This window comes from Pseudomonas sp. Z3-8 (assembly GCF_051131975.1).
In the GTDB taxonomy this organism is placed as follows: Bacteria; Pseudomonadota; Gammaproteobacteria; order Pseudomonadales; family Pseudomonadaceae; genus Aquipseudomonas.
In genome coordinates this window covers 300,024-319,954 of sequence record NZ_CP071643.1, presented here as the reverse complement: position 1 = coordinate 319,954, position 19,931 = coordinate 300,024, and the positions used below count along the sequence as shown (strand labels likewise).

20 protein-coding genes and 1 pseudogene are annotated in these 19,931 nt (G+C 61.0%); 13 read left to right on the top strand and 8 right to left on the bottom strand.

The window, feature by feature from the left end; all coding sequences use genetic code 11:
- Positions 1 to 1,434 carry a PLP-dependent aminotransferase family protein gene (locus J3P94_RS01460; protein ID WP_434570923.1) on the top strand — a complete coding sequence of 478 codons (1,434 nt, stop codon included), beginning with the start codon at positions 1 to 3 and terminating at the stop codon, positions 1,432 to 1,434.
- A gap of 62 nt (positions 1,435 to 1,496) precedes the next feature.
- Complete coding sequence (locus J3P94_RS01455) at positions 1,497 to 3,062, top strand: phospholipase D family protein (protein ID WP_434570921.1); 1,566 nt, start codon at positions 1,497 to 1,499, stop codon at positions 3,060 to 3,062.
- 39 nt (positions 3,063 to 3,101) lie between these two features.
- Here J3P94_RS01455 and J3P94_RS01450 read toward each other — a convergent pair whose 3' ends face one another.
- Entirely contained in the window at positions 3,102 to 4,244 is a 1,143-nt protein-coding gene (locus J3P94_RS01450; RefSeq protein WP_434570919.1) for an MFS transporter, read from the bottom strand.
- Between the two features lie 209 nt (positions 4,245 to 4,453).
- Positions 4,454 to 5,947, bottom strand: a complete 1,494-nt coding sequence (locus J3P94_RS01445; RefSeq protein WP_434570917.1) for an aldehyde dehydrogenase — start codon at positions 5,945 to 5,947, stop codon at positions 4,454 to 4,456.
- Between the two features lie 231 nt (positions 5,948 to 6,178).
- Between J3P94_RS01445 and J3P94_RS01440 the strand changes: the two genes are divergently transcribed.
- Complete coding sequence (locus J3P94_RS01440) at positions 6,179 to 6,541, top strand: cupin domain-containing protein (RefSeq protein ID WP_434570915.1); 363 nt, start codon at positions 6,179 to 6,181, stop codon at positions 6,539 to 6,541.
- Between the two features lie 104 nt (positions 6,542 to 6,645).
- Positions 6,646 to 6,954 carry a hypothetical protein gene (locus J3P94_RS01435; RefSeq protein WP_434570913.1) on the top strand — a complete coding sequence of 103 codons (309 nt, stop codon included), beginning with the start codon at positions 6,646 to 6,648 and terminating at the stop codon, positions 6,952 to 6,954.
- A gap of 103 nt (positions 6,955 to 7,057) precedes the next feature.
- Here the strand turns inward: J3P94_RS01435 and rpmG are convergent, their stop codons facing one another.
- Both rpmG and rpmB read right to left on the bottom strand, forming a co-directional pair.
- The gene (gene rpmG / locus J3P94_RS01430; RefSeq protein ID WP_003177274.1) at positions 7,058 to 7,213 is read right to left on the bottom strand and encodes a 50S ribosomal protein L33; all 156 of its coding nucleotides are present in this window, start codon (positions 7,211 to 7,213) and stop codon (positions 7,058 to 7,060) included.
- Between the two features lie 11 nt (positions 7,214 to 7,224).
- On the bottom strand, positions 7,225 to 7,458 hold the full coding sequence (gene rpmB / locus J3P94_RS01425; RefSeq protein WP_003177273.1) for a 50S ribosomal protein L28: 234 nt from the start codon (positions 7,456 to 7,458) through the stop codon (positions 7,225 to 7,227).
- Between the two features lie 447 nt (positions 7,459 to 7,905).
- Between rpmB and J3P94_RS01420 the strand changes: the two genes are divergently transcribed.
- Positions 7,906 to 9,492: an ABC transporter substrate-binding protein gene (locus J3P94_RS01420; RefSeq protein ID WP_434570912.1), complete on the top strand. Its 1,587-nt coding sequence runs from the start codon at positions 7,906 to 7,908 to the stop codon at positions 9,490 to 9,492.
- 138 nt (positions 9,493 to 9,630) lie between these two features.
- On the opposite strand, the gene radC is transcribed toward J3P94_RS01420, so the two are convergent.
- Complete coding sequence (gene radC / locus J3P94_RS01415; protein ID WP_434570911.1) at positions 9,631 to 10,305, bottom strand: RadC family protein; 675 nt, start codon at positions 10,303 to 10,305, stop codon at positions 9,631 to 9,633.
- A 144-nt stretch (positions 10,306 to 10,449) separates the two neighbouring features.
- Here radC and coaBC point away from each other — a divergent pair, with 144 nt between their 5' ends.
- From coaBC to argB, 4 genes and pseudogenes are all read left to right on the top strand, one after another.
- The gene (coaBC, locus tag J3P94_RS01410) at positions 10,450 to 11,658 is read left to right on the top strand and encodes a bifunctional phosphopantothenoylcysteine decarboxylase/phosphopantothenate--cysteine ligase CoaBC (RefSeq protein WP_305497916.1); all 1,209 of its coding nucleotides are present in this window, start codon (positions 10,450 to 10,452) and stop codon (positions 11,656 to 11,658) included.
- A gap of 3 nt (positions 11,659 to 11,661) precedes the next feature.
- Positions 11,662 to 12,117, top strand: a complete 456-nt coding sequence (gene dut / locus J3P94_RS01405) for a dUTP diphosphatase (RefSeq protein ID WP_053126549.1) — start codon at positions 11,662 to 11,664, stop codon at positions 12,115 to 12,117.
- Positions 12,118 to 12,368: 251 nt separating this feature from the next.
- Positions 12,369 to 13,772, top strand: a pseudogene (locus J3P94_RS01400) (phosphomannomutase/phosphoglucomutase); the annotation flags it as partial.
- Between the two features lie 24 nt (positions 13,773 to 13,796).
- A complete protein-coding gene (argB, locus tag J3P94_RS01395; RefSeq protein WP_305497915.1) occupies positions 13,797 to 14,702 on the top strand; it encodes an acetylglutamate kinase in 906 nt (301 codons plus the stop codon).
- Positions 14,703 to 14,894: 192 nt separating this feature from the next.
- Here argB and pyrE read toward each other — a convergent pair whose 3' ends face one another.
- Complete coding sequence (gene pyrE, locus J3P94_RS01390) at positions 14,895 to 15,539, bottom strand: orotate phosphoribosyltransferase (protein WP_434570908.1); 645 nt, start codon at positions 15,537 to 15,539, stop codon at positions 14,895 to 14,897.
- An 82-nt stretch (positions 15,540 to 15,621) separates the two neighbouring features.
- Here pyrE and J3P94_RS01385 point away from each other — a divergent pair, with 82 nt between their 5' ends.
- A complete protein-coding gene (locus J3P94_RS01385; protein ID WP_013694557.1) occupies positions 15,622 to 16,401 on the top strand; it encodes an exodeoxyribonuclease III in 780 nt (259 codons plus the stop codon).
- A 174-nt stretch (positions 16,402 to 16,575) separates the two neighbouring features.
- On the opposite strand, the gene J3P94_RS01380 is transcribed toward J3P94_RS01385, so the two are convergent.
- Positions 16,576 to 16,944, bottom strand: a complete 369-nt coding sequence (locus J3P94_RS01380) for a DUF4870 domain-containing protein (protein WP_434570906.1) — start codon at positions 16,942 to 16,944, stop codon at positions 16,576 to 16,578.
- 30 nt (positions 16,945 to 16,974) lie between these two features.
- A complete protein-coding gene (rph, locus tag J3P94_RS01375; protein ID WP_434570905.1) occupies positions 16,975 to 17,697 on the bottom strand; it encodes a ribonuclease PH in 723 nt (240 codons plus the stop codon).
- Positions 17,698 to 17,961: 264 nt separating this feature from the next.
- Between rph and J3P94_RS01370 the strand changes: the two genes are divergently transcribed.
- The 3 genes from J3P94_RS01370 (at position 17,962) to rpoZ (ending at position 19,889) form a co-directional block, all read left to right on the top strand.
- Complete coding sequence (locus J3P94_RS01370) at positions 17,962 to 18,825, top strand: YicC/YloC family endoribonuclease (RefSeq protein ID WP_305497911.1); 864 nt, start codon at positions 17,962 to 17,964, stop codon at positions 18,823 to 18,825.
- Between the two features lie 12 nt (positions 18,826 to 18,837).
- Positions 18,838 to 19,458, top strand: coding sequence for a guanylate kinase (gene gmk / locus J3P94_RS01365; protein ID WP_305497909.1), 621 nt, complete (start codon positions 18,838 to 18,840; stop codon positions 19,456 to 19,458).
- A gap of 167 nt (positions 19,459 to 19,625) precedes the next feature.
- Positions 19,626 to 19,889, top strand: a complete 264-nt coding sequence (rpoZ, locus tag J3P94_RS01360) for a DNA-directed RNA polymerase subunit omega (RefSeq protein WP_003177259.1) — start codon at positions 19,626 to 19,628, stop codon at positions 19,887 to 19,889.
- Positions 19,890 to 19,931: the final 42 nt, after the last annotated feature.

Genomic DNA, 19,931 nt, shown 5'->3' with positions numbered 1-19,931 from the left:
ATGACTCTTTACGTGAACCTCGCCGAATTGCTCGGCACCCGCATCGAACAGGGCTTCTACCGTCCCGGCGACCGGCTGCCGTCGGTGCGTGCCTTGAGCACCGAACACGGGGTCAGCCTGAGTACTGTGCAGCAGGCCTATCGCGTCCTGGAAGACAGCGGACTGGCGATGCCGAAACCCAAGTCCGGCTATTTCGTCCCGGTCAGCCGCGAGCTGCCGGACCTGCCAGCGGTTGGCCGCCCGGCCCAGCGCCCGGTGGACATCTCCCAATGGGACCAGGTGCTGGAGCTGATACGCGCCGTGCCGCGCAAGGATGTCGTACAGTTGGGCCGCGGCATGCCGGATATCCATTCACCGACCATGAAACCGTTGCTGCGCAGCCTGGCGCAGATCAGCCGGCGCCAAGACATGCCCGGCCTGTACTACGACAATATCTACGGCAACCTCGAACTGCGTGAGCAGATCGCCCGGCTGTCCCTGGACTCGGGCTGCCAATTCGGCGCCAGCGATCTGATCGTCACCACCGGTTGCCACGAGGCGCTGTCGGTCAGCATCCGCGCCACCTGCGAACAGGGCGACATCGTTGCGGTGGACTCCCCCAGCTTCCACGGTGCCATGCAGACGCTGAAGGGCTTGGGCATGAAGGCTTTGGAGATACCCACCGATCCGCTCACCGGCATCAGCCTGGAAGCGCTGGAACTGGCACTGGAGCAATGGCCGATCAAGGCCATACAGTTGACTCCCAGCTGCAACAACCCGCTGGGCTACATCATGCCGGAAGCCAACAAGCGCGCTTTGCTGACCCTGGCGCAGCGCTTCGATGTGGCGATTATCGAAGACGATGTGTATGGGGAACTGGCCTACACCTATCCGCGTCCTCGCACCATCAAGTCTTTCGACGACGATGGTCGCGTCCTGCTCTGCAGTTCTTTTTCCAAGACTCTTGCCCCTGGCCTTCGGGTCGGCTGGGTAGCGCCGGGGCGCTATCTGGAACGGGTGCTGCACATGAAATACATCAGCACTGGCTCGACCGCGCCGCAACCCCAGATAGCCATCGCGGAGTTTCTCAAAGGCGGACATTTCGAGCCGCATTTGCGGCGGATGCGCAGCCAATACCAGCGTAATCGTGACGTGATGATTGATTGGGTCAGCCGTTATTTCCCGGTAGGTACCCGCGCCAGCCGTCCCCGCGGCAGCTTCATGCTGTGGGTCGAATTGCCCGAGGGCTTCGACACATTGAAGCTCAACCGGATGCTGCACGACCAAGGCGTGCAGATCGCCGTCGGCAGTATCTTTTCGGCCTCGGGCAAATATCGCAATTGCCTGCGCATGAACTACGCTGCCAAGCCAACGGCACAGATCGAGGATGCAGTGCGCAAGGTTGGTGCCGTGGCTATAGCGTTGTTGAACGAAACCCAGCGAGACACCGTCTGACCGTGTAGGCAGGGAAGCAGCACCCAACAGCCGACCCACGCTAACAATCGGAACGAGCCTACGTGAGATCCAGACCGATCCTGTACGCGCTAATGCTAGTCGCCTCGCTGTTGAGCGGCTGCGCCAGTCTTGATGTCACCCGCGAACCCTCCCAGGCGTTGCCGGCCTCCGACTCAGCGTTCGGCCGCTCGGTGGCGCAACAGGCCGCCCCGCACGAGGGCCGCTCAGGCTTTCGCCTGCTGTCCGACAGCACCGAAGCCTTCACCGCCCGGGCCGAGCTGATTCGCAACGCTCAAAGCAGCCTGGATTTGCAGTACTACATCGTTCATGACGGCATCAGCACGCGCATGCTGGTCGACGAACTGCTGAAGGCTGCGGACCGTGGGGTGCGCGTGCGGATCCTGCTTGACGACACCACCAGCGACGGCCAGGAGCAAGTCATCGCGACCCTTGCCGCGCACCCGAACATCCAGATTCGCCTGTTCAACCCGTTGCATCTTGGCCGCGCCACCGGCGTGACCCGCAGCCTCGGGCGCCTGTTCAATCTGTCGCTGCAACATCGTCGGATGCACAACAAACTCTGGCTGGCGGACAACAGCATGGCCATCGTCGGCGGCCGCAACCTCGGGGACGAATATTTCGATGCCGAACCCAACCTGAACTTCACCGACATCGACCTGCTCAGCGTCGGCCCGGTGGCCGAGCAATTGGGACACAGCTTCGACCAATACTGGAACAGCGCGCTGAGCAAACCGATCGAACAATTCCTTTCCCATCGACCGACCCCCAAGGACCTGGAGAGCAGCCGCTTGCGCCTGCAAGCTTCGCTTGAGCAGACGCACAAGGAAAACCAGACGCTCTACCAGCAACTGACCGCCTACAAGACCCAGCCGCGCCTGGACATCTGGCGCGGACAGTTGATCTGGGCCTGGAACCAGGCGCTGTGGGATGCGCCCAGCAAGGTACTGGCCAAGGATGAGCCAGACCCTCGATTGCTGCTGACGACACAACTGGGGCCGGAGCTGACCGGCGTCAGCAAGGAACTGATCATGATCTCCGCCTACTTCGTGCCCGGACAGCCAGGGCTGGTGTACTTGACCAGCCGTGCCGATGCCGGTGTCTCCGTGAGCCTCTTGACCAATTCGCTGGAAGCCACCGATGTGCCGGCGGTTCACGGCGGCTATGCGCCGTATCGCAAGGCCTTGCTGCAGCATGGCGTACGGCTGTTCGAGTTGCGCCGCCAACCCGGCGACAGCGGCGGCAGCCCGCATCTGTTCTACAGCAAGTCTTATGGCGAATCGGACTCCAGCCTGCACAGCAAGGCGATCATCTTCGATCAACAGAAGTCGTTCATTGGCTCGTTCAATTTCGATCCTCGCTCAGTGCTTTGGAACACCGAGGTCGGCGTACTGGTGGACAGCCCGGAACTCGCCGGCCAGGTTCGGGAGCTGGCTTTGCAGGGCATGGCCCCGACCCTGAGTTATCAGGCCCGCCTGGAAGATGAAAGACTGGTCTGGACCACCGAGGACAACGGTAAGCTGCACGACCTGGATCGCGAACCGGGCAGCTGGTGGCGCCGCTTCAATGCCTGGTTCGCCACGACGATCGGGTTGGAGCGGATGCTTTAGAATCTGGACACTCTGGAGCCACAGGGTATCTGGATGTGCTCAAGCGGTTTGTGTCGCGCCGAACGCCCCTTGGCGCAACAACAGAATGACCAGGCCGAGCGCCCCCGCCGCCATAAACAACGGCAGCGCATGGCCGCTGACCCACTGGCTGCCCGCCCCCGCCACCAGCGGCCCGACCAGGCAACCGATCCCCCACAACTGCGCGACATGGGCGTTGGCCCGCACCAGCGCATCATCGCGGTAGCGCTCGCCGATCAGGATCAGCGACAAGGTAAACAGCCCACCCGCGCTGGCGCCAAACAGCACCCACAGCGGCCAGATCAACAAGGTATCGATCAGCAGCGGCACCGCGAGGCTGGACAACATCAGTGCCACCGCGCAGCCGGTGAACAGCGACCGGCGCGACAGGCGATCGGCCAGGGCGCCAATGGGCAGCTGCAACAGGGCGTCGCCAACCACCACCGTGCTGACCATCGCCAGCGCAATATCGGCACTGAAGCCCTGGCGCAGGCAATAAACCGGGAGCAGCGTCAGGATCATCGCCTCGAATGCGGCGAACAACGACACCGCCCAACCGATTGCCGGCAGGCCCCGGCAAAATTCCCACAAATCGCCGAAGGTAACGCTGCCCGCCTCACTGGCAGGCGCACCGCTGCGGCCAAGCAACAACAACGGGGCGATCAATAGCAGCCCGACACCCACCCAGAACCCGTAGTCATGGTCGGTCCCCAGTGCACCGAGCAGCAGCGGGCCGGACAATTGGCTCAAGGCGTAACTGGCCCCGTACAGCGCCACCAGCCGCCCGCGCCATTGCTCGATGACCAGCTGGTTGATCCAGCTCTCGCCGAGAATGAACACCAATGTCAGGACGACTCCGATCAACAGCCGCAAGACCAGCCAGACCGGATAGCTGGGCAACAGCGCCAACAACCCGATGGACACCGCCCCGCCCCACAGGCACAGGCGCATCAGCGCCGCCGTACCGAAATGCGCCGCCAGCCGGCTCGAAACCTTGGCCCCGACCAGTACGCCAACGGCTGGCATCGCCGCCATGACGCCAATGGCAAACGAGCCATAACCCCAGCCCTCCAGGCGCAGCGACACCAGGGGCATGCTTACGCCGAGGGCAAGGCCGACGCTCAGGACAGAGGCCAACACGGCGAAATAGGTCGCCCAACGCATTTCCACGCTCCTGTGAAGGGTTATCGGTTTGAGCCATCACCCAAAAACATTGTGGGAGCGAGCTTGCTCGCGATGACGGCGCAACATTCAACAAATTCGTCGACTGTCATACCGCTAATCGCGAGCAAGCTCGCTCCCACAGGAATTGTGTGTCGACCGCCAGCCTCAGTCTCATGTAGGAGCAGACTTGCTCGCTCCCACAAGAAGGATCAGAGCTTGATCCAGGTCGCCTTCAGTTCGGTGTACTTGTCGAACGCATGCAGCGACTTGTCACGGCCGTTGCCCGACTGCTTGAAGCCACCGAACGGTGCGGTCATGTCGCCACCGTCATATTGGTTGACCCATACGCTGCCGGCGCGCAAGGCCTTGGCGGTCAGGTGAGCCTTGGAGATGTCCTTGGTCCACACTGCCGCAGCCAAGCCGTACGGGGTGTCGTTGGCGATCTGGACAGCCTCTTCGGCACTGTCGAAGGCGATGACCGACAACACCGGCCCGAAGATTTCTTCCTGGGCGATTTTCATCGCGTTGCTCACGCCATCGAAAATCGTCGGTTCGACGTAGGTGCCGCCGGTTTCCTGGAGAATCCGCTTGCCACCCGCGACCAGCTTGGCGCCGTCGCTGTGACCGGCTTCGATGTAGGACAGCACGGTATTCATCTGCTGGGTATCGACCAGGGCACCGACATTGGTCGCTGGATCCAGTGGATTGCCAGGTTTCCAACCCTTGAGAGCCTCGATCACCAGCGGCAGGAACGTGTCCTTGATCGAACGCTCCACCAGCAGGCGCGAGCCCGCCGTGCAGACTTCGCCCTGGTTGAAGGCGATGGCACTGGCGGCAGCTTCGGCGGCGGCCTGCAGGTCCGGAGCATCGGCAAATACGATGTTCGGGCTCTTGCCACCCGCCTCCAGCCAGACGCGCTTCATGTTCGACTCGCCGGAATAGATCATCAGTTGCTTGGCGATCTTGGTGGAACCGGTGAACACCAGCGTATCGACATCCATGTGCAAGGCCAGGGCCTTGCCGACCGTGTGGCCATAGCCTGGCAGCACGTTCAGCACGCCTTTGGGGATGCCAGCCTCGATGGCCAGCGCGGCGATACGAATGGCGGTCAGCGGGGATTTTTCCGACGGCTTGAGCACTACCGAGTTGCCGGTGGACAACGCCGGGCCGAGCTTCCAGCAGGCCATCATCAACGGGAAGTTCCACGGAACGATGGCACCGACCACGCCGACTGGTTCCCGGGTGACCAGGCCCAGCTGGTCATGCGGGGTGGCCGCCACTTCATCGTAGAGCTTGTCGATGGCCTCACCGCTCCAGCTCAGCGCCTGCGCCGCGCCTGGAACGTCAATATTCAGGGAGTCGCTGATCGGCTTGCCCATGTCCAGGGTTTCCAGCAAGGCCAGCTCTTCGGCGTGCTGCTTGAGCAGGCCGGCAAAACGAATCATGGTGGCTTTGCGCTTGCTCGGCGCCAGGCGCGACCAGGCGCCAGAGTTGAATGTCGCGCGGGCGTTTTCGACGGCGCGCTGGGCGTCGGCCACGTCGCAACTGGCGATCTTGCCCAACAGGCGGCCGTCGACCGGGCTGAGGCAATCGAAGGTCTCGCCGGACACTGCATCGGTGTATTCGCCATTGATGAAGGCGCGGCCTTCGATCTTCAGGTCGCGGGCGCGCTGTTCCCAGTCGGCACGAGTCAGGGTGGTCATGCGAGTGTCCTCCTCTTGTTTGGGTACGAACGCCACGCTATGCGTAGCGTTCAAGAATTCTGCCTTGCCGATGTGTATTCGGCACAAGGCACCCGCCACCCTAAACCAGCGACTGGGGATGTTTCAATATATTTGACAGAAAACCCGCAAACGGCCTTGCGATGTTCGTTTTAATAAACATAGACTTTTGCTCTCCCAGCCATCCGCGCCGCAAGCACCGAGGGTAACCACATGAGCATCCAGGACATCGTCGATTTCAGCCAGGCCAATACCACCGCCGACCGCTATCGACCGGACCCGGTCAAGGTACTTAAAGGTGATCCCGAGCAAGCGGTGTTCAATCATTACAGCAGTCCTTGCGGACAGATGAATGCGGGGGTGTGGGAAGGCGCGGTGGGCCAGTGGACGGTCAACTATACGGAGCACGAATACTGCGAAATCGTCCAGGGCGTTTCGGTGCTGCGGGACAGTGATGGCAATGCCAAGACGCTTCGGGCGGGCGATCGTTTTGTAATTCCGGCGGGGTTCAAGGGAACCTGGGAAGTACTGGAACCGTGCCGCAAGATTTATGTAGTGTTCGAGCAGCGGGAGTGAATCAAACACTTACACAGTGCGATATACATAACCATCGCCCTCCTGTAATTATCTCTGGGCGCTTCAATGAGGAGGCGCTGTTATTAATTATGCCAGGAGGCAACATGGCCAAAAAAACTACTAAACCGCAGATCGCAGCGCTGGCTGCCCTGCTGACACTGAGCATCGGAGCGCTTGAAGCAGCTGCCAACGAGCTCCGCCCTTCAGGCGTATGCACAGCTAACTTTGCTTTCAACTCCCTGCTGCCGATGAAGGTAGACGCGCAATTTCTGCAAGACATGCAAGCCTATTCGGGAGCAAAGATCATTCGCCATATACGCGCAGGCGAAGCCTACACCATGGACTACCGAGATGACCGGCTCTATGTTTTCAGCGACAAGGAAAACTTTTATACCGGTCATAAGTGTGGCTGATTAACGATCAGATAAAGTTGTAAACGATCAGGACTTTCAGCCCTTAGAAAAAAAAGGCCCGTATCTCGCGATACGGGCCTTTTTCGTAAGGAGGGAAAATCAATTACTTGATTTTGCCTTCCTTGTAGATCACGTGCTTGCGAACAACCGGATCATATTTCTTGATCTCGATTTTGTCCGGGGTAGTACGCTTGTTCTTGTCGGTAGTGTAGAAGTGACCAGTACCGGCGCTCGAGATCAAACGAATCAATTCACGCATGATTAGCTCCCTTAAACCTTGCCATCGCGACGAAGTTCGGCCAGCACGACACTGATGCCACGCTTGTCGATGATGCGCATGCCTTTGGCAGATACGCGCAGACGCACAAAACGTTTCTCTTCTTCAACCCAGAAGCGGTGATGCTGCAGGTTCGGCAGGAAACGACGACGGGTTTTGTTGTTTGCGTGGGAAATGTTATTCCCAGTCACCGGACCCTTACCGGTAACTTGACAGACTCTCGACATGCCTCAGCCCTCTAAAACCACATGCCCAACCCGGCATGGGTTGGCCGCTTAATCTCTCAGTCATTTGGCGCCAGGCGCCGCGTTTCTTTAAGGGTCTTACCGGCTACACCTACAGTGAAGGAACCGGGCCCCTAGAAAAGAGCGCTGCTTTATACCAGAAAGACCCAGGCACAACAACAGCCGGTGTGATTTGTCTTTACTGGAAACCCTCGACCAACAGCCCCAGGCGGCTGCGGCAAGGGCCCGCGATGCCCTGACCGCTCGTCGCGGCGCGCAGGTTTTTTTCATTCATTGGCGAGCTCGCGCCCTGAGCACGTCCCGCGAAGCGCTGCAAAGAGTGCCGGAAAATGCAAAAAGGGGATAGTCATTTGCAGGCGAGCCCACTAGGGTAGACCTTTTCCAGACTGCACTCGCAGATGGGCCTCCGACCTGCACAGGAAATCAATCATGCGCCTCGCTGCCCTACCGCTGTTGTTCGCCCCTCTGCTGATCAGCCCGCTGGCCCAGGCCGCTGCCTTGAGCGTCTGCACCGAAGCCAGCCCGGAAGGGTTCGATGTCGTCCAGTACAACTCCCTGACCACTACCAATGCATCGGCCGACGTGTTGATGAACCGCCTGGTGGATTTCGATACCGCCAGCGGCAAAGTGGTCGCCAGCCTCGCCGAGACTTGGGAGGTCTCCCCTGACGGCCTGACGTATGTCTTCAAGCTTCGTCCGCGGGTCAAGTTCCACCACACCGACTACTTCACACCGCGTCGCGACCTGACGGCCGAAGACGTCAAGTTCAGCTTCGAGCGCATGCTGGATCCGGCCAACCCTTGGCACAAGGTCGCCCAGAGCGGCTTCCCCCACGCCCAATCCATGCAACTGCCGGCGCTGATCACCAAGATCGACGCGCTGGATCCGCTGACGGTGCGCTTCACCCTCGATCATGCCGATTCGACCTTCCTGGCGACGTTGAGCATGGGGTTCGCATCGATCTATTCGGCTGAATATGCCGACCAGTTGATGAAGGCCGGCAAGCCGGAACAACTCAATAGCCAGCCCATCGGCACCGGCCCGTTCATTTTCAACCGGTTCCAGAAAGATGCCTCGATTCGCTACAAGGCCAACGGGGACTATTTCGGCGGCAAGCCCCAGGTGGATCCGCTGATCTTTGCCATCACGCCGGACGCCAACGTGCGCCTGCAGAAGTTGCGCCGCAATGAATGCCAGGTCGCCCTGTCGCCCAAGCCGCTGGACGTGCAGGCCGCGCGGCAGGAGCCGACATTGAAGGTGGCCCAGACTGACGCATTCATGACCGCTTTCTTGGCGATCAACAGTCAGCATCCGCCGCTGGACAAGCCTGAAGTCCGTCAGGCCATCAACCTGGCTTTTGACAAGGCCAGCTACCTCAAGACCGTTTTTGAAGGCACGGCCGAAGCGGCCAACGGCCCTTATCCGCCCAACACCTGGAGCTACGCGAAAAACCTGCCCGGTTATGCCCATGACCCGGCCAAGGCCCGTGAACTGCTGGCCAAGGCCGGGTTGAAGGAAGGCTTCAAGACTACTATCTGGACTCGCCCCTCCGGCAGCCTGCTCAATCCCAATCCGAGCCTCGGCGCGCAGCTGCTGCAATCGGACCTGGCGGAAATCGGCATCCAGGCGGAAATCCGCGTGATCGAATGGGGCGAACTGATCCGCCGCGCCAAGGCCGGCGAGCACGACCTGCTGTTCATGGGCTGGGCCGGCGACAACGGTGACCCGGACAACTTCCTCACACCGCAGTTTTCCTGCGCGGCGGTCAAGTCCGGGACCAATTTCGCTCGTTACTGCAACCCGGACCTGGACAAACTGATCAGTGCCGGCAAGACCACCAGCGAACAGGGCGTGCGCACCAAGCTCTACGAACAGGCCCAGGCGCAGATCCAGCAGCAGGCCCTCTGGCTGCCCCTGGCACACCCGACGGCATTCGCGCTGACCCGCAAGGATGTGCAGGGTTATACGGTGAGCCCGTTTGGGCGGCAGGATTACTCCAAGGTCAGCCTCAAGTAACCCGGACTAGCCCCAGTCGCCCTTGTGGGAGCGAGCCTGCTCGCGAAATCGGTTTGTCAGCCAACTTTTGAGTCAACTGATACACCGCATTCGCGAGCAGGCTCGCTCCCACAAAGGCTCCATATTGTCAGGCCCTGCCTACATCCACCCACACTCCGCCATCGACAACGGCTCCCCATCGCCGACGATAAAATGGTCGAGCACCCGCACATCGATCAGCTCCAGCGCGTCCTGGAGCCGCTCGGTGAGCATTCGGTCGGCATGGCTGGGCTCGGTGCTGCCGGAGGGGTGGTTGTGGCACAGGATCACGGCAGCGGCGTTGTGGGCCAGGGCGCGCTTGACGACTTGCCGAGGGTGGACACTGGTGCAGGCGATGGAGCCACGAAAAAGCGCTTCGAACGCCAGCACCTGATGCCGCGAGTTGAGAAACAGGCAACCAAAAACCTCGTGAGGTTCGTGGCGCAGCATTGACTTGAGATAGTCACGAACGGCCTGCGGGTCTTCCAGCATCGACTTCTGTCGAGTCCGCGCCGCCAGATGTCGCCGGCCCATTTCGAGCACCGCGCGCAATTGAGCGAATTTCGCCGGACCCAGTCCCATGTGGCTGCTGAACGTGAGCTGATCAGCCTCAAGCAGCGCCCGCAGGCAGCCAAATTGGGACAGCAGATGTCGAGCCAGATCCACCGCGCTTTTACCCGACACACCCGTGCGTAAAAATATCGCCAGCAGCTCGGCGTCTGAAAGACTCTCCGCCCCCGACACCAACAATCTCTCCCGTGGCCGCTCGGCCACCGGCCAGTCCCGAATACTCATGGCATCTCCCTGATATTGGGCGCCGCTGTTCCGTAGCGGACGCTGTGATATCTTAGCCCATCTTTTTTGCAGGCGATTTGCACCCAGGCAGGCTGCTGCCGAGGGTTCGCCCTGCACTGACCATTAAAATCGAAAGGCAGGCCTATGCAGCGGCTGTATCGGAAACGCATCGTTCTGGGCGTCGGCGGCGGCATTGCCGCCTACAAGAGCGCCGAGCTGGTTCGCAGGCTTATCGACCAGGGCGCCGAAGTACGGGTCGTCATGACCCGCGGCGGCAGTGAGTTCATCACCCCGCTGACCATGCAGGCCTTGTCCGGGCACCCGGTCCACCTGGATCTGCTCGATCCGGCGGCCGAGGCCGCCATGGGTCATATCGAGCTGGCCAAATGGGCTGACCTGGTGCTGATCGCCCCGGCCACGGCCGACCTGATCGCCCGCCTGGCCCAGGGCATCGCCAACGACCTGCTGACCACCCTCGTACTCGCTACCGACGCCGTAGTCGCCGTGGCGCCGGCCATGAACCAGGCCATGTGGCGCGACCCCGCCACCCAGGCCAACCTGCAACTGCTCGAAAGCCGCGATCTGAAAGTCTTTGGTCCAGCCTCTGGCAGCCAGGCCTGCGGCGATGTCGGCATGGGCCGCATGCTCGAAGCCAACGACCTGGTTCAGTGCGCCGCCGACTGCTTCCAGCGCCAGGCGCTGACCGGCAAGCATGTGCTGATTACCGCCGGCCCGACCCAGGAAAACATCGACCCGGTGCGCTACATCACCAACCACAGCTCGGGAAAAATGGGCTTCGCCCTGGCCGAAGCCGCCGTCGAAGCGGGCGCGCGGGTGACGCTGATCACCGGGCCGGTGCACCTGCCGACCCCGGATCGAGTGACCCGCATCGACGTCGTCAGCGCCCGGGACATGCTTGCGGCCTGTGAGGCCTCGATCCCGTGCGACCTGTTCATCGCCTCGGCGGCGGTGGCGGACTACCGCCCCGAAGTCGTTGCCCCGCAAAAATTGAAGAAAGACCCTACGAGCGGCGACGGCCTGCTCCTGCAAATGGTACGTAACCCGGACATCCTGGCCACCATCGCCACCCGTCCCGACCGTCCATTCAGCGTCGGTTTTGCCGCCGAAACCGAACACCTCCTCGATTACGCCGCGCGCAAGCTCAAGGACAAGAATCTGGACCTGATCGTCGCCAACGACGTCGCCAACCCGAGCATCGGCTTCAACAGCGAAGAGAACGCCTGCAGCGTGATCGACCGCCAGTTGCACGCCACGCTTTTCGCCCAGACCAGCAAGGGCAAGATTGCCCGCCAACTGATCACTTTCATCGCCGAACGGCTGAACCAGGTTTAATTAATGCACGCTCTACAAGCCAAGATCCTCGACCCTCGCATCGGCAGTGAATTCCCGCTGCCGCAGTACGCCACGCCGGGCTCAGCCGGCCTCGACCTGCGGGCGATGCTCAAGCAGGACACGATCCTGGAACCGGGCCAGACCCTGCTGATTCCCACCGGCCTGTCGGTCTACATCGGCGATCCGGGCCTGGCCGCGCTGATTCTGCCACGCTCGGGCCTTGGCCATAAGCACGGCATCGTGCTGGGCAACCTGGTGGGCCTGATCGACTCCGATTACCAGGGCGAACTGATGGTGTCCTGCTGGAATCGCGGCCAGACCGCTTTCAACATCGCCGTGGGCGAACGCATTGCCCAGCTGGTGCTGGTGCCGGTGGTCCAGGCCCATTTCGAATTGGTCGAGGAATTCGACGAGAGCCAGCGCGGCGCCGGCGGTTTCGGTCACTCCGGTAGCCACTGATCCGGCTGCTCGGGCCGGGCAGCAGGCCCGGCCGCTTTATTAAGCTTCTGTTTCAGGACGAAAAATGCGTAACGGCTCGAGGCGACGTTTCCCATCCGGAATCAACGTTTTAGACCGTTCGCGCTGGGGTAACGCTGTCTCATGGCACTTTCCCACCGCGAACTCTCTGTCAAAAACGCCGTCATACCCTTCAGCTTGAGCCTGCCGACGCCCGTCGTCGGCCTGTCCAGTCACTTTCCTGATAGAGCGCCCCGCCCATGAACACCCCAGCCGCAATCGCCCCGATCTTCCCTGACAGCATCTTCCGCGCCTACGACATCCGTGGCGTCGTGCCGGAAACCCTGACGGCTGAAACCGCCTACTGGATCGGCCGCGCCATCGGCTCCCAGAGCCTGGCCCAGGGCGAACCGAACGTGAATGTTGGCCGCGACGGTCGCTTGTCCGGCCCGGAGCTGGTCGAGCAGTTGATCAAAGGCGTTGCCGATAGCGGTTGCCACGTCAGCGACGTCGGCCTGGTGCCGACCCCGGCGCTTTATTACGCCGCCAATGTCCTGGCCGGCAAATCCGGCGTGATGCTCACCGGCAGCCACAACCCGTCGAACTACAACGGCTTCAAGATCGTCATCGCCGGCGACACCCTCGCCAACGAGCAGATCCAGGCCCTGCACACCCGCCTCAAGACCAATGACCTGAGCAGCGGCCAGGGCAGCGTGACCAAGGTCGACATCCTCCCGCGCTACAACGACGAAATCGTCAAGGACGTGAAACTGGCCCGCCGCCTGAAAGTAGTGGTCGATTGCGGCAACGGCGCGGCCGGCGTCATCGCCCCGCAACTGATCGAAGCGCTGAACTGCGAAGTCATCCCGTTGTTCTGCGACGTCGACGGCAATTTCCCAAATCACCACCCGGATCCGGGCAAGCTGGAAAATCTTCAGGACCTGATCGCCAAGGTCAAGGAAACCAACGCCGACCTGGGCCTGGCCTTCGACGGCGACGGTGACCGCGTGGGTGTGGTGACCAATACCGGCAGCGTGGTGTTTCCGGACCGCCTGCTGATGCTGTTCGCCAAGGACGTGGTTGCACGCAACCCCGACGCCGAGATCATCTTCGACGTGAAGTGCACCCGTCGCCTGGTGCCGCTGATCAAGGAATATGGCGGTCGTCCGCTCATGTGGAAAACCGGCCACTCGCTAATCAAGAAAAAAATGAAACAGAGCGGCGCCCTGCTGGCCGGCGAAATGAGCGGCCATATTTTCTTCAAGGAGCGCTGGTTCGGTTTTGATGACGGCATTTACAGCGCGGCACGCCTGCTGGAGATCCTCAGCAAGGAGAAATCCACCGCCGAAGAGCTGTTCGCGACCTTCCCGAACGATATTTCTACGCCGGAAATCAATATCCATGTGACCGAAGAGAGCAAATTCAGCATCATTGATGCACTGCACGACGCCCAGTGGGGCGAAGGCGCCGAGCTGACCACCATCGATGGTGTGCGGGTCGACTACCCACAAGGCTGGGGCCTGGTTCGCGCCTCCAACACCACACCGGTGCTGGTGCTGCGTTTCGAGGCCGACAACGAGGCGGAACTGCAACGCATCAAGGATGTGTTCCACGCCCAACTCAAACGTGTTGCACCTGATCTCCAACTACCGTTCTGATTTGAATCACCACCGGAGCCCTGAATGACCCTCGAACGCGAAGCCGCCGCCAACACCGCCAAGGTCCTGTCCGAAGCGTTGCCTTACATCCGACGCTACGTCGGCAAGACCCTGGTGATCAAGTACGGCGGCAACGCAATGGAAAGCGAGGAGCTCAAGACCGGCTTCGCCCGCGACATCGTGCTGATGAAGGCGGTGGGCATCAACCCGGTGGTGGTTCACGGCGGTGGTCCGCAAATCGGCGACCTGCTCAAGCGCCTGTCGATCGAAAGCCACTTCATCGACGGCATGCGCGTGACCGATGCGCAGACCATGGATGTGGTGGAGATGGTCCTCGGCGGCCAGGTGAACAAGGACATCGTCAATCTGATCAACCGCCACGGCGGCAGCGCCATCGGCCTGACCGGCAAGGACGCCGAACTGATCCGGGCGAAGAAACTCACCGTAACCCGCCAGACGCCGGAGATGACTCAGCCAGAAATCATCGACATCGGCCAGGTCGGCGAAGTGGTCGGCATCAACACCGATCTGCTGAACCTGCTGGTCAAGGGCGACTTCATTCCGGTCATCGCGCCGATCGGCGTGGGCGCCAATGGCGAGTCGTACAACATCAACGCCGACCTGGTGGCCGGCAAGGTTGCCGAAGCGCTGAAAGCCGAGAAGTTGATGCTGCTGACCAACATCGCCGGCCTGATGGACAAGACTGGCAAGGTCCTGACCGGGTTGTCGACCCAGCAAGTCGACGATTTGATCGCCGATGGCACCATCTACGGCGGCATGCTGCCGAAGATCCGTTGCGCGCTGGAAGCGGTCCAGGGCGGCGTTGGCAGCTCGCTGATCATCGACGGCCGCGTGCCGAATGCGATTCTGCTGGAGATCTTCACCGATACCGGCGTGGGTACGCTGATCAGCAATCGCAAGCGTCATTAAGCGACACCTGTAAAAAAAGACCCCGCTCAACCTGGTTGAGCGGGGTCTTTTTCATCACTTCTTCAGAAGATGCTTATGTGGCGAGGGAGCTTGCTCCCGCTCGGTTGCGTAGCGACCGTAAAGTATTGGGGCCGCTGCGCAGCCCAGCGGGAGCAAGCTCCCTCGCCACAAGATCAAAACCAGCGGGGCTTTTTAGACGCCGAACTGCGCCCGATAGGCCTCAACCGCCGGCAAATGCTGCTTGAGCTGCGGATCATCGGCCAAAAACTCCAGCACCTGGTTCAGCGACACAATGCTGATCACCGGGATACCGAAGTCGCGCTCCACTTCCTGGATCGCCGACAGTTCACCGTTGCCGCGCTCCTGGCGGTTCAGGGCGATCAGCACGCCGGCAGCCTTGGCGCCTTCCTGGGAAGCGATGATCTGCATCACCTCGCGAATGGCGGTACCGGCGGTGATGACGTCATCGATGATCAGCACTTCGCCGGTCAACGGCGCGCCGACCAGGCTTCCGCCTTCACCGTGAGCCTTGGCTTCCTTGCGGTTGAAGCACCAGGGCAGGTCACGGCCATGGTGCTCGGCCAGGGCGACGGCGGTAGTGGCGGCCAATGGGATGCCCTTGTAGGCCGGGCCGAACAGCACGTCGAACGGAATGCCGCTTTCAACGATGGCGGCGGCATAGAACCGGCCCAACTGCGCCAGGGCGGTTCCGCTGTTGAACAGGCCGGCGTTGAAGAAGTACGGGCTGGTGCGCCCGGACTTGAGGGTGAATTCACCGAAGCGCAAAACGCCGCGATCGATGGCAAAGCGAATGAAATCGCGCTGATACGCCTGCATGAAAAAAGCCTCAAATACCGCGGATTTAGCTAAATAGGTAGACGGCGTGTATCATACACGCACGTGATTTTTGGGGCCATTTATGCGGATCATCAGTGTGAACGTCAATGGTATTCAGGCTGCAGTGGAGCGTGGTTTGCTCAGTTGGCTGCAAGCACAGAATGCCGACGTCATCTGCCTGCAGGACACCCGCGCCTCCGCCTTTGAACTGGACGATGCAGCCTTCCAACTGGACGGTTACTTCCTTTACGCCTGCGATGCCGAAGTCCCCGCCCAGGGTGGCGTGGCTTTGTACTCGCGGCTGCAACCGAAGGCTGTCATCAACGGTCTCGGTTTCGAGACGGCGGACCGCTACGGGCGCTACCTGCAAGCCGATTTCGACAAGGTCAGCATCGCGACCTTGCTGCTCCCTTCGGGGCAGAACGGCGATGAAGATTTGAATCAGAAATTCAAGTTGATGGACGACTTCGCCCGTTACCTTGATAAACAGCGGCGCAAACGTCGCGAGTACATTTATTGTGGCTCGCTGTACGTGGCGCAACAGAAGCTGGATATCAAGAACTGGCGCGACAGCCAGCAGTCGCCTGGCTTCCTGGCGCCGGAACGGGCCTGGATGGACGAGATCATCGGCAACATGGGTTATGTCGACGCCCTGCGCGAAGTCAGCCGCGAAGGCGACCAGTACAGCTGGTGGCCGGATAACGAGCAGGCCGAGATGCTCAACCTCGGCTGGCGCTTCGACTACCAGCTGCTGACGCCCGGGCTGCGCCGCTTCGTCCGCAGCGCCCGCCTGCCACGCCAGCCGCGCTTCTCGCAGCACGCGCCGCTGATCGTGGATTACGACTGGACGCTGACCATCTAGGTCATTTTCGTACCCATAAAAAAACCGACAGCAATGTCGGTTTTTTTATGGGTACGAAAACAACTGTGGGAGCGAGCCTGCTCGCGATAGCGGTGGGTCAGCCGACATCAATGCTGACTGATAGATTGCCATCGCGAGCAGGCTCGCTCCCACAGGTGATATATGTGCTGCTCGTTACTTGACCAGCCGCCAGGTAAACGGATACCGATACGGCTGCCCTTCATTGGCCTTCACCCCAGCAATGATGGTCAACACCAGCGCACCGATCGCCACCAGGCCAAACAGGAAGAAACCAATCACCACGATCATCAGCAACAAGCTGATCGCCGCGGCGATCGCCACAGTGATCTGGAAGTTCAGCGCTTCCTTGCCCTGGGCATCGATGAACGGGTCGGATTCACGCTTGAGCTGCCAGATGACCAGCGGCCCGATCAGCGAACCGAACGGAATGAAAATGCCCAATAGTGCAGACAGGTGACAAAACATTGCCCACTGCCGCGCTTCTCTGCTCGGCTGGGGCAACAGGACTTGCTCATCACTCATGACACTCTCCTTGTCTGAAGCGCAAAAAAATCAGTCGGCCAACGCGGCCTTTTGCAATTCGAAGATTTCGCCCATGCCTTTCTTCGCCAGCTCCAGCATAGCGGTCAATTCTTCCGGCTGGAACGGCGCGCCCTCGGCGGTGCCCTGGACTTCGATGAAGCCGCCGGCACTGGTCATGACCACGTTCAGGTCTGTCTCGGCAGCGGAGTCTTCCAGGTAATCCAGGTCCAGCACCGGCTCGCCCTGGTACATGCCCACCGACACCGCGGCGATCATTTGCTTGAGCGGATCGCCGCCCTTGAGGCCGCCACGCTTCTTGATCACTTTCAAGGCATCGGCCAGCGCAACCATGGCACCGGTGATGGAGGCGGTGCGGGTGCCGCCATCAGCCTGGATCACGTCGCAATCGACATACAGCGTCACATCGCCGAGCTTGGACATGTCCAGCGCGGCGCGCAGCGAACGACCGATCAGGCGCTGGATTTCCAGGGTCCGTCCGCCCTGCTTGCCACGACTGGCCTCGCGCTGGTTCCGCTCGCCGGTAGCCCGCGGCAGCATGCCGTATTCGGCAGTCAACCAACCCTGGCCCTGGCCCTTGAGGAAACGAGGCACGCCGTTTTCGACGCTGACGGTGCAGATGACCTTGGTATCACCGAACTCCACCAGTACAGATCCCTCGGCGTGTTTGGTGTAGTTGCGGGTAATGCGGATCGAGCGAAGCTGATCGGCAGCGCGACCACTTGGACGTTTCATAGGGAACACCTGTACAGAGGACGGAAAACTGCCGGCATTATAGAGCCGCGAATCGTCATAGGGCAGTTCTAATAAACTGACGCGACGGGTGAACGCACTCAAAGCCCCGCCCGACGGGCTGCAGCGCTTTGTAACCGGAGCTGTTTGGGCGCTTGCGTCCCACTGCGCTACAATCCTGCGCCTTTGCTGCCCTTCGGCATCCACCCACAGATCCCAGGCCCCACAATCAACGGTTGTGGCCAGCCTGCATTGCGAGGAACCCCCATGGTGCACAGCATGACCGCCTTCGCCCGCGTCGAAAAGGCCGGCGCCCAAGGCACGCTGAGCTGGGAGCTGCGCTCGGTCAACAGCCGTTACCTGGAGCCGCACCTGCGCTTGCCCGAGTCCTTCCGCGACCTCGAAGGCGGCGTGCGTGAAGCGCTGCGCCAGGGCCTGTCCCGGGGCAAACTGGAATGTACCCTGCGGTTTACCGAAGAGAGCAGCGGCAAAACCTTGCAAGTGGACCGCGAGCGCGCCGCGCAATTGGTCGCCGCCGCCGAAACCGTCGCCAGCCTGATCAACAATCCCGCCGCCCTGAACCCACTGGAAGTCCTGGCCTGGCCGGGCGTGTTGGTGGGTGACGCGAGCGACCCGCAGGCGCTGAACGCCGAGGCCCTGGCGTTGTTCAATCAAGGGCTGAACGAGCTCAAGGCCGGCCGCGAGCGCGAAGGCGCGGAACTGGCCCGACTGATCAACGAGCGCCTGACCTCCATTGAAGAGGACGTCGCCACCCTGCGCGAACTCGTTCCGCAGATGCTCGCCACCCAGCGCCAGAAAGTCCTCGACCGCTTCGCCGACATGAAGGCGGAGCTGGACCCGCAGCGCCTGGAACAGGAAATGGTCATGCTCGCCCAGAAGAGCGACGTGGCCGAAGAACTGGATCGCCTGAGCACCCACATCATTGAAGTCCGCCGGGTGCTCAAGTCCGGTGGCGCGGCCGGCCGCCGCCTCGACTTCCTGATGCAGGAGCTCAACCGCGAAGCCAATACACTGGGCTCCAAAGCCTTCGACCCGCGCAGCACCCAGGCGGCGGTCAACCTCAAGGTGTTGATCGAACAAATGCGCGAACAAGTGCAGAACATTGAGTAAGGCTAACCCGACATGACCCACAGCACTGGCACCCTCTACATCATTTCCGCGCCCTCCGGCGCCGGCAAGACCAGCCTGGTCAAGGCGTTGATCGACGCCGAGCCGCAAATTCGCGTTTCGGTCTCCCACACCACCCGCGCCATGCGTCCCGGTGAAGTGAACGGCGTGAACTATCACTTCGTCGACCGCGAAGAGTTCGTGCGGATGGCCGAACACGGCGACTTCCTGGAGCGCGCCGAAGTGTTTGGCAATCTCTACGGCACCTCGCAAAGCGTCCTTCAGCAGACCTTGGACGAAGGCCATGACCTGATCCTGGAAATCGACTGGCAAGGCGCCGAGCAGGTGCGCAAATTGATGCCCCAGGCCCGCTCGATCTTCATCCTGCCACCGAGCCAGCAGGCCTTGCGCCAGCGCCTGACCAACCGTGGCCAGGACAGCGACGAGATCATCGAAGGGCGGATGCGGGAAGCGGTCAGCGAAATGAGTCACTACGTTGACTACGATTACCTGATCATCAACGACGATTTCTCCCACGCGCTGGACGACCTGAAGGCAATTTTCCGCGCCAGCCAGCTCCAGCAGAAACGCCAGCAGCAACGTTTCGGTAAATTACTGGCCGAACTGCTGGGCTGAACAGCCCTTCCCAAAACCGCTGCGACGGCTTTACATTGGTAGTCGCAGCGCGCCGAGGGGTTTGCTCAAAAAATCAGCGCTTCCCTAAACGCTGGTGTTTTTTTAAACTGTCGAGTCCGCTCGCCCAACCGGGCAGCGCGCATATTGCATTCGCTCCGAGGAATACCATGGCCCGCGTAACCGTTGAAGACTGCCTAGAACACGTGGAAAACCGCTTTGAGCTGGTCATGCTCTCTACCAAGCGTGCCCGTCAACTGGCCACCGGTGGCAAAGAGCCGTTGGTCCAGTGGGAAAACGACAAGCCTACCGTGGTAGCGCTGCGTGAAATCGCCGAAGGCCTGATGAGCTACGAGTTCATCGCCAACGCTGAAATCGTTGAAGACGAACCGCTGTTCGCAGCGTTCGAGGACGAGTCCAACGAGGCGGTCTAAGCCTATGCCTGGTCGACGTAGCACGGCGCGGGGTCACAGCAG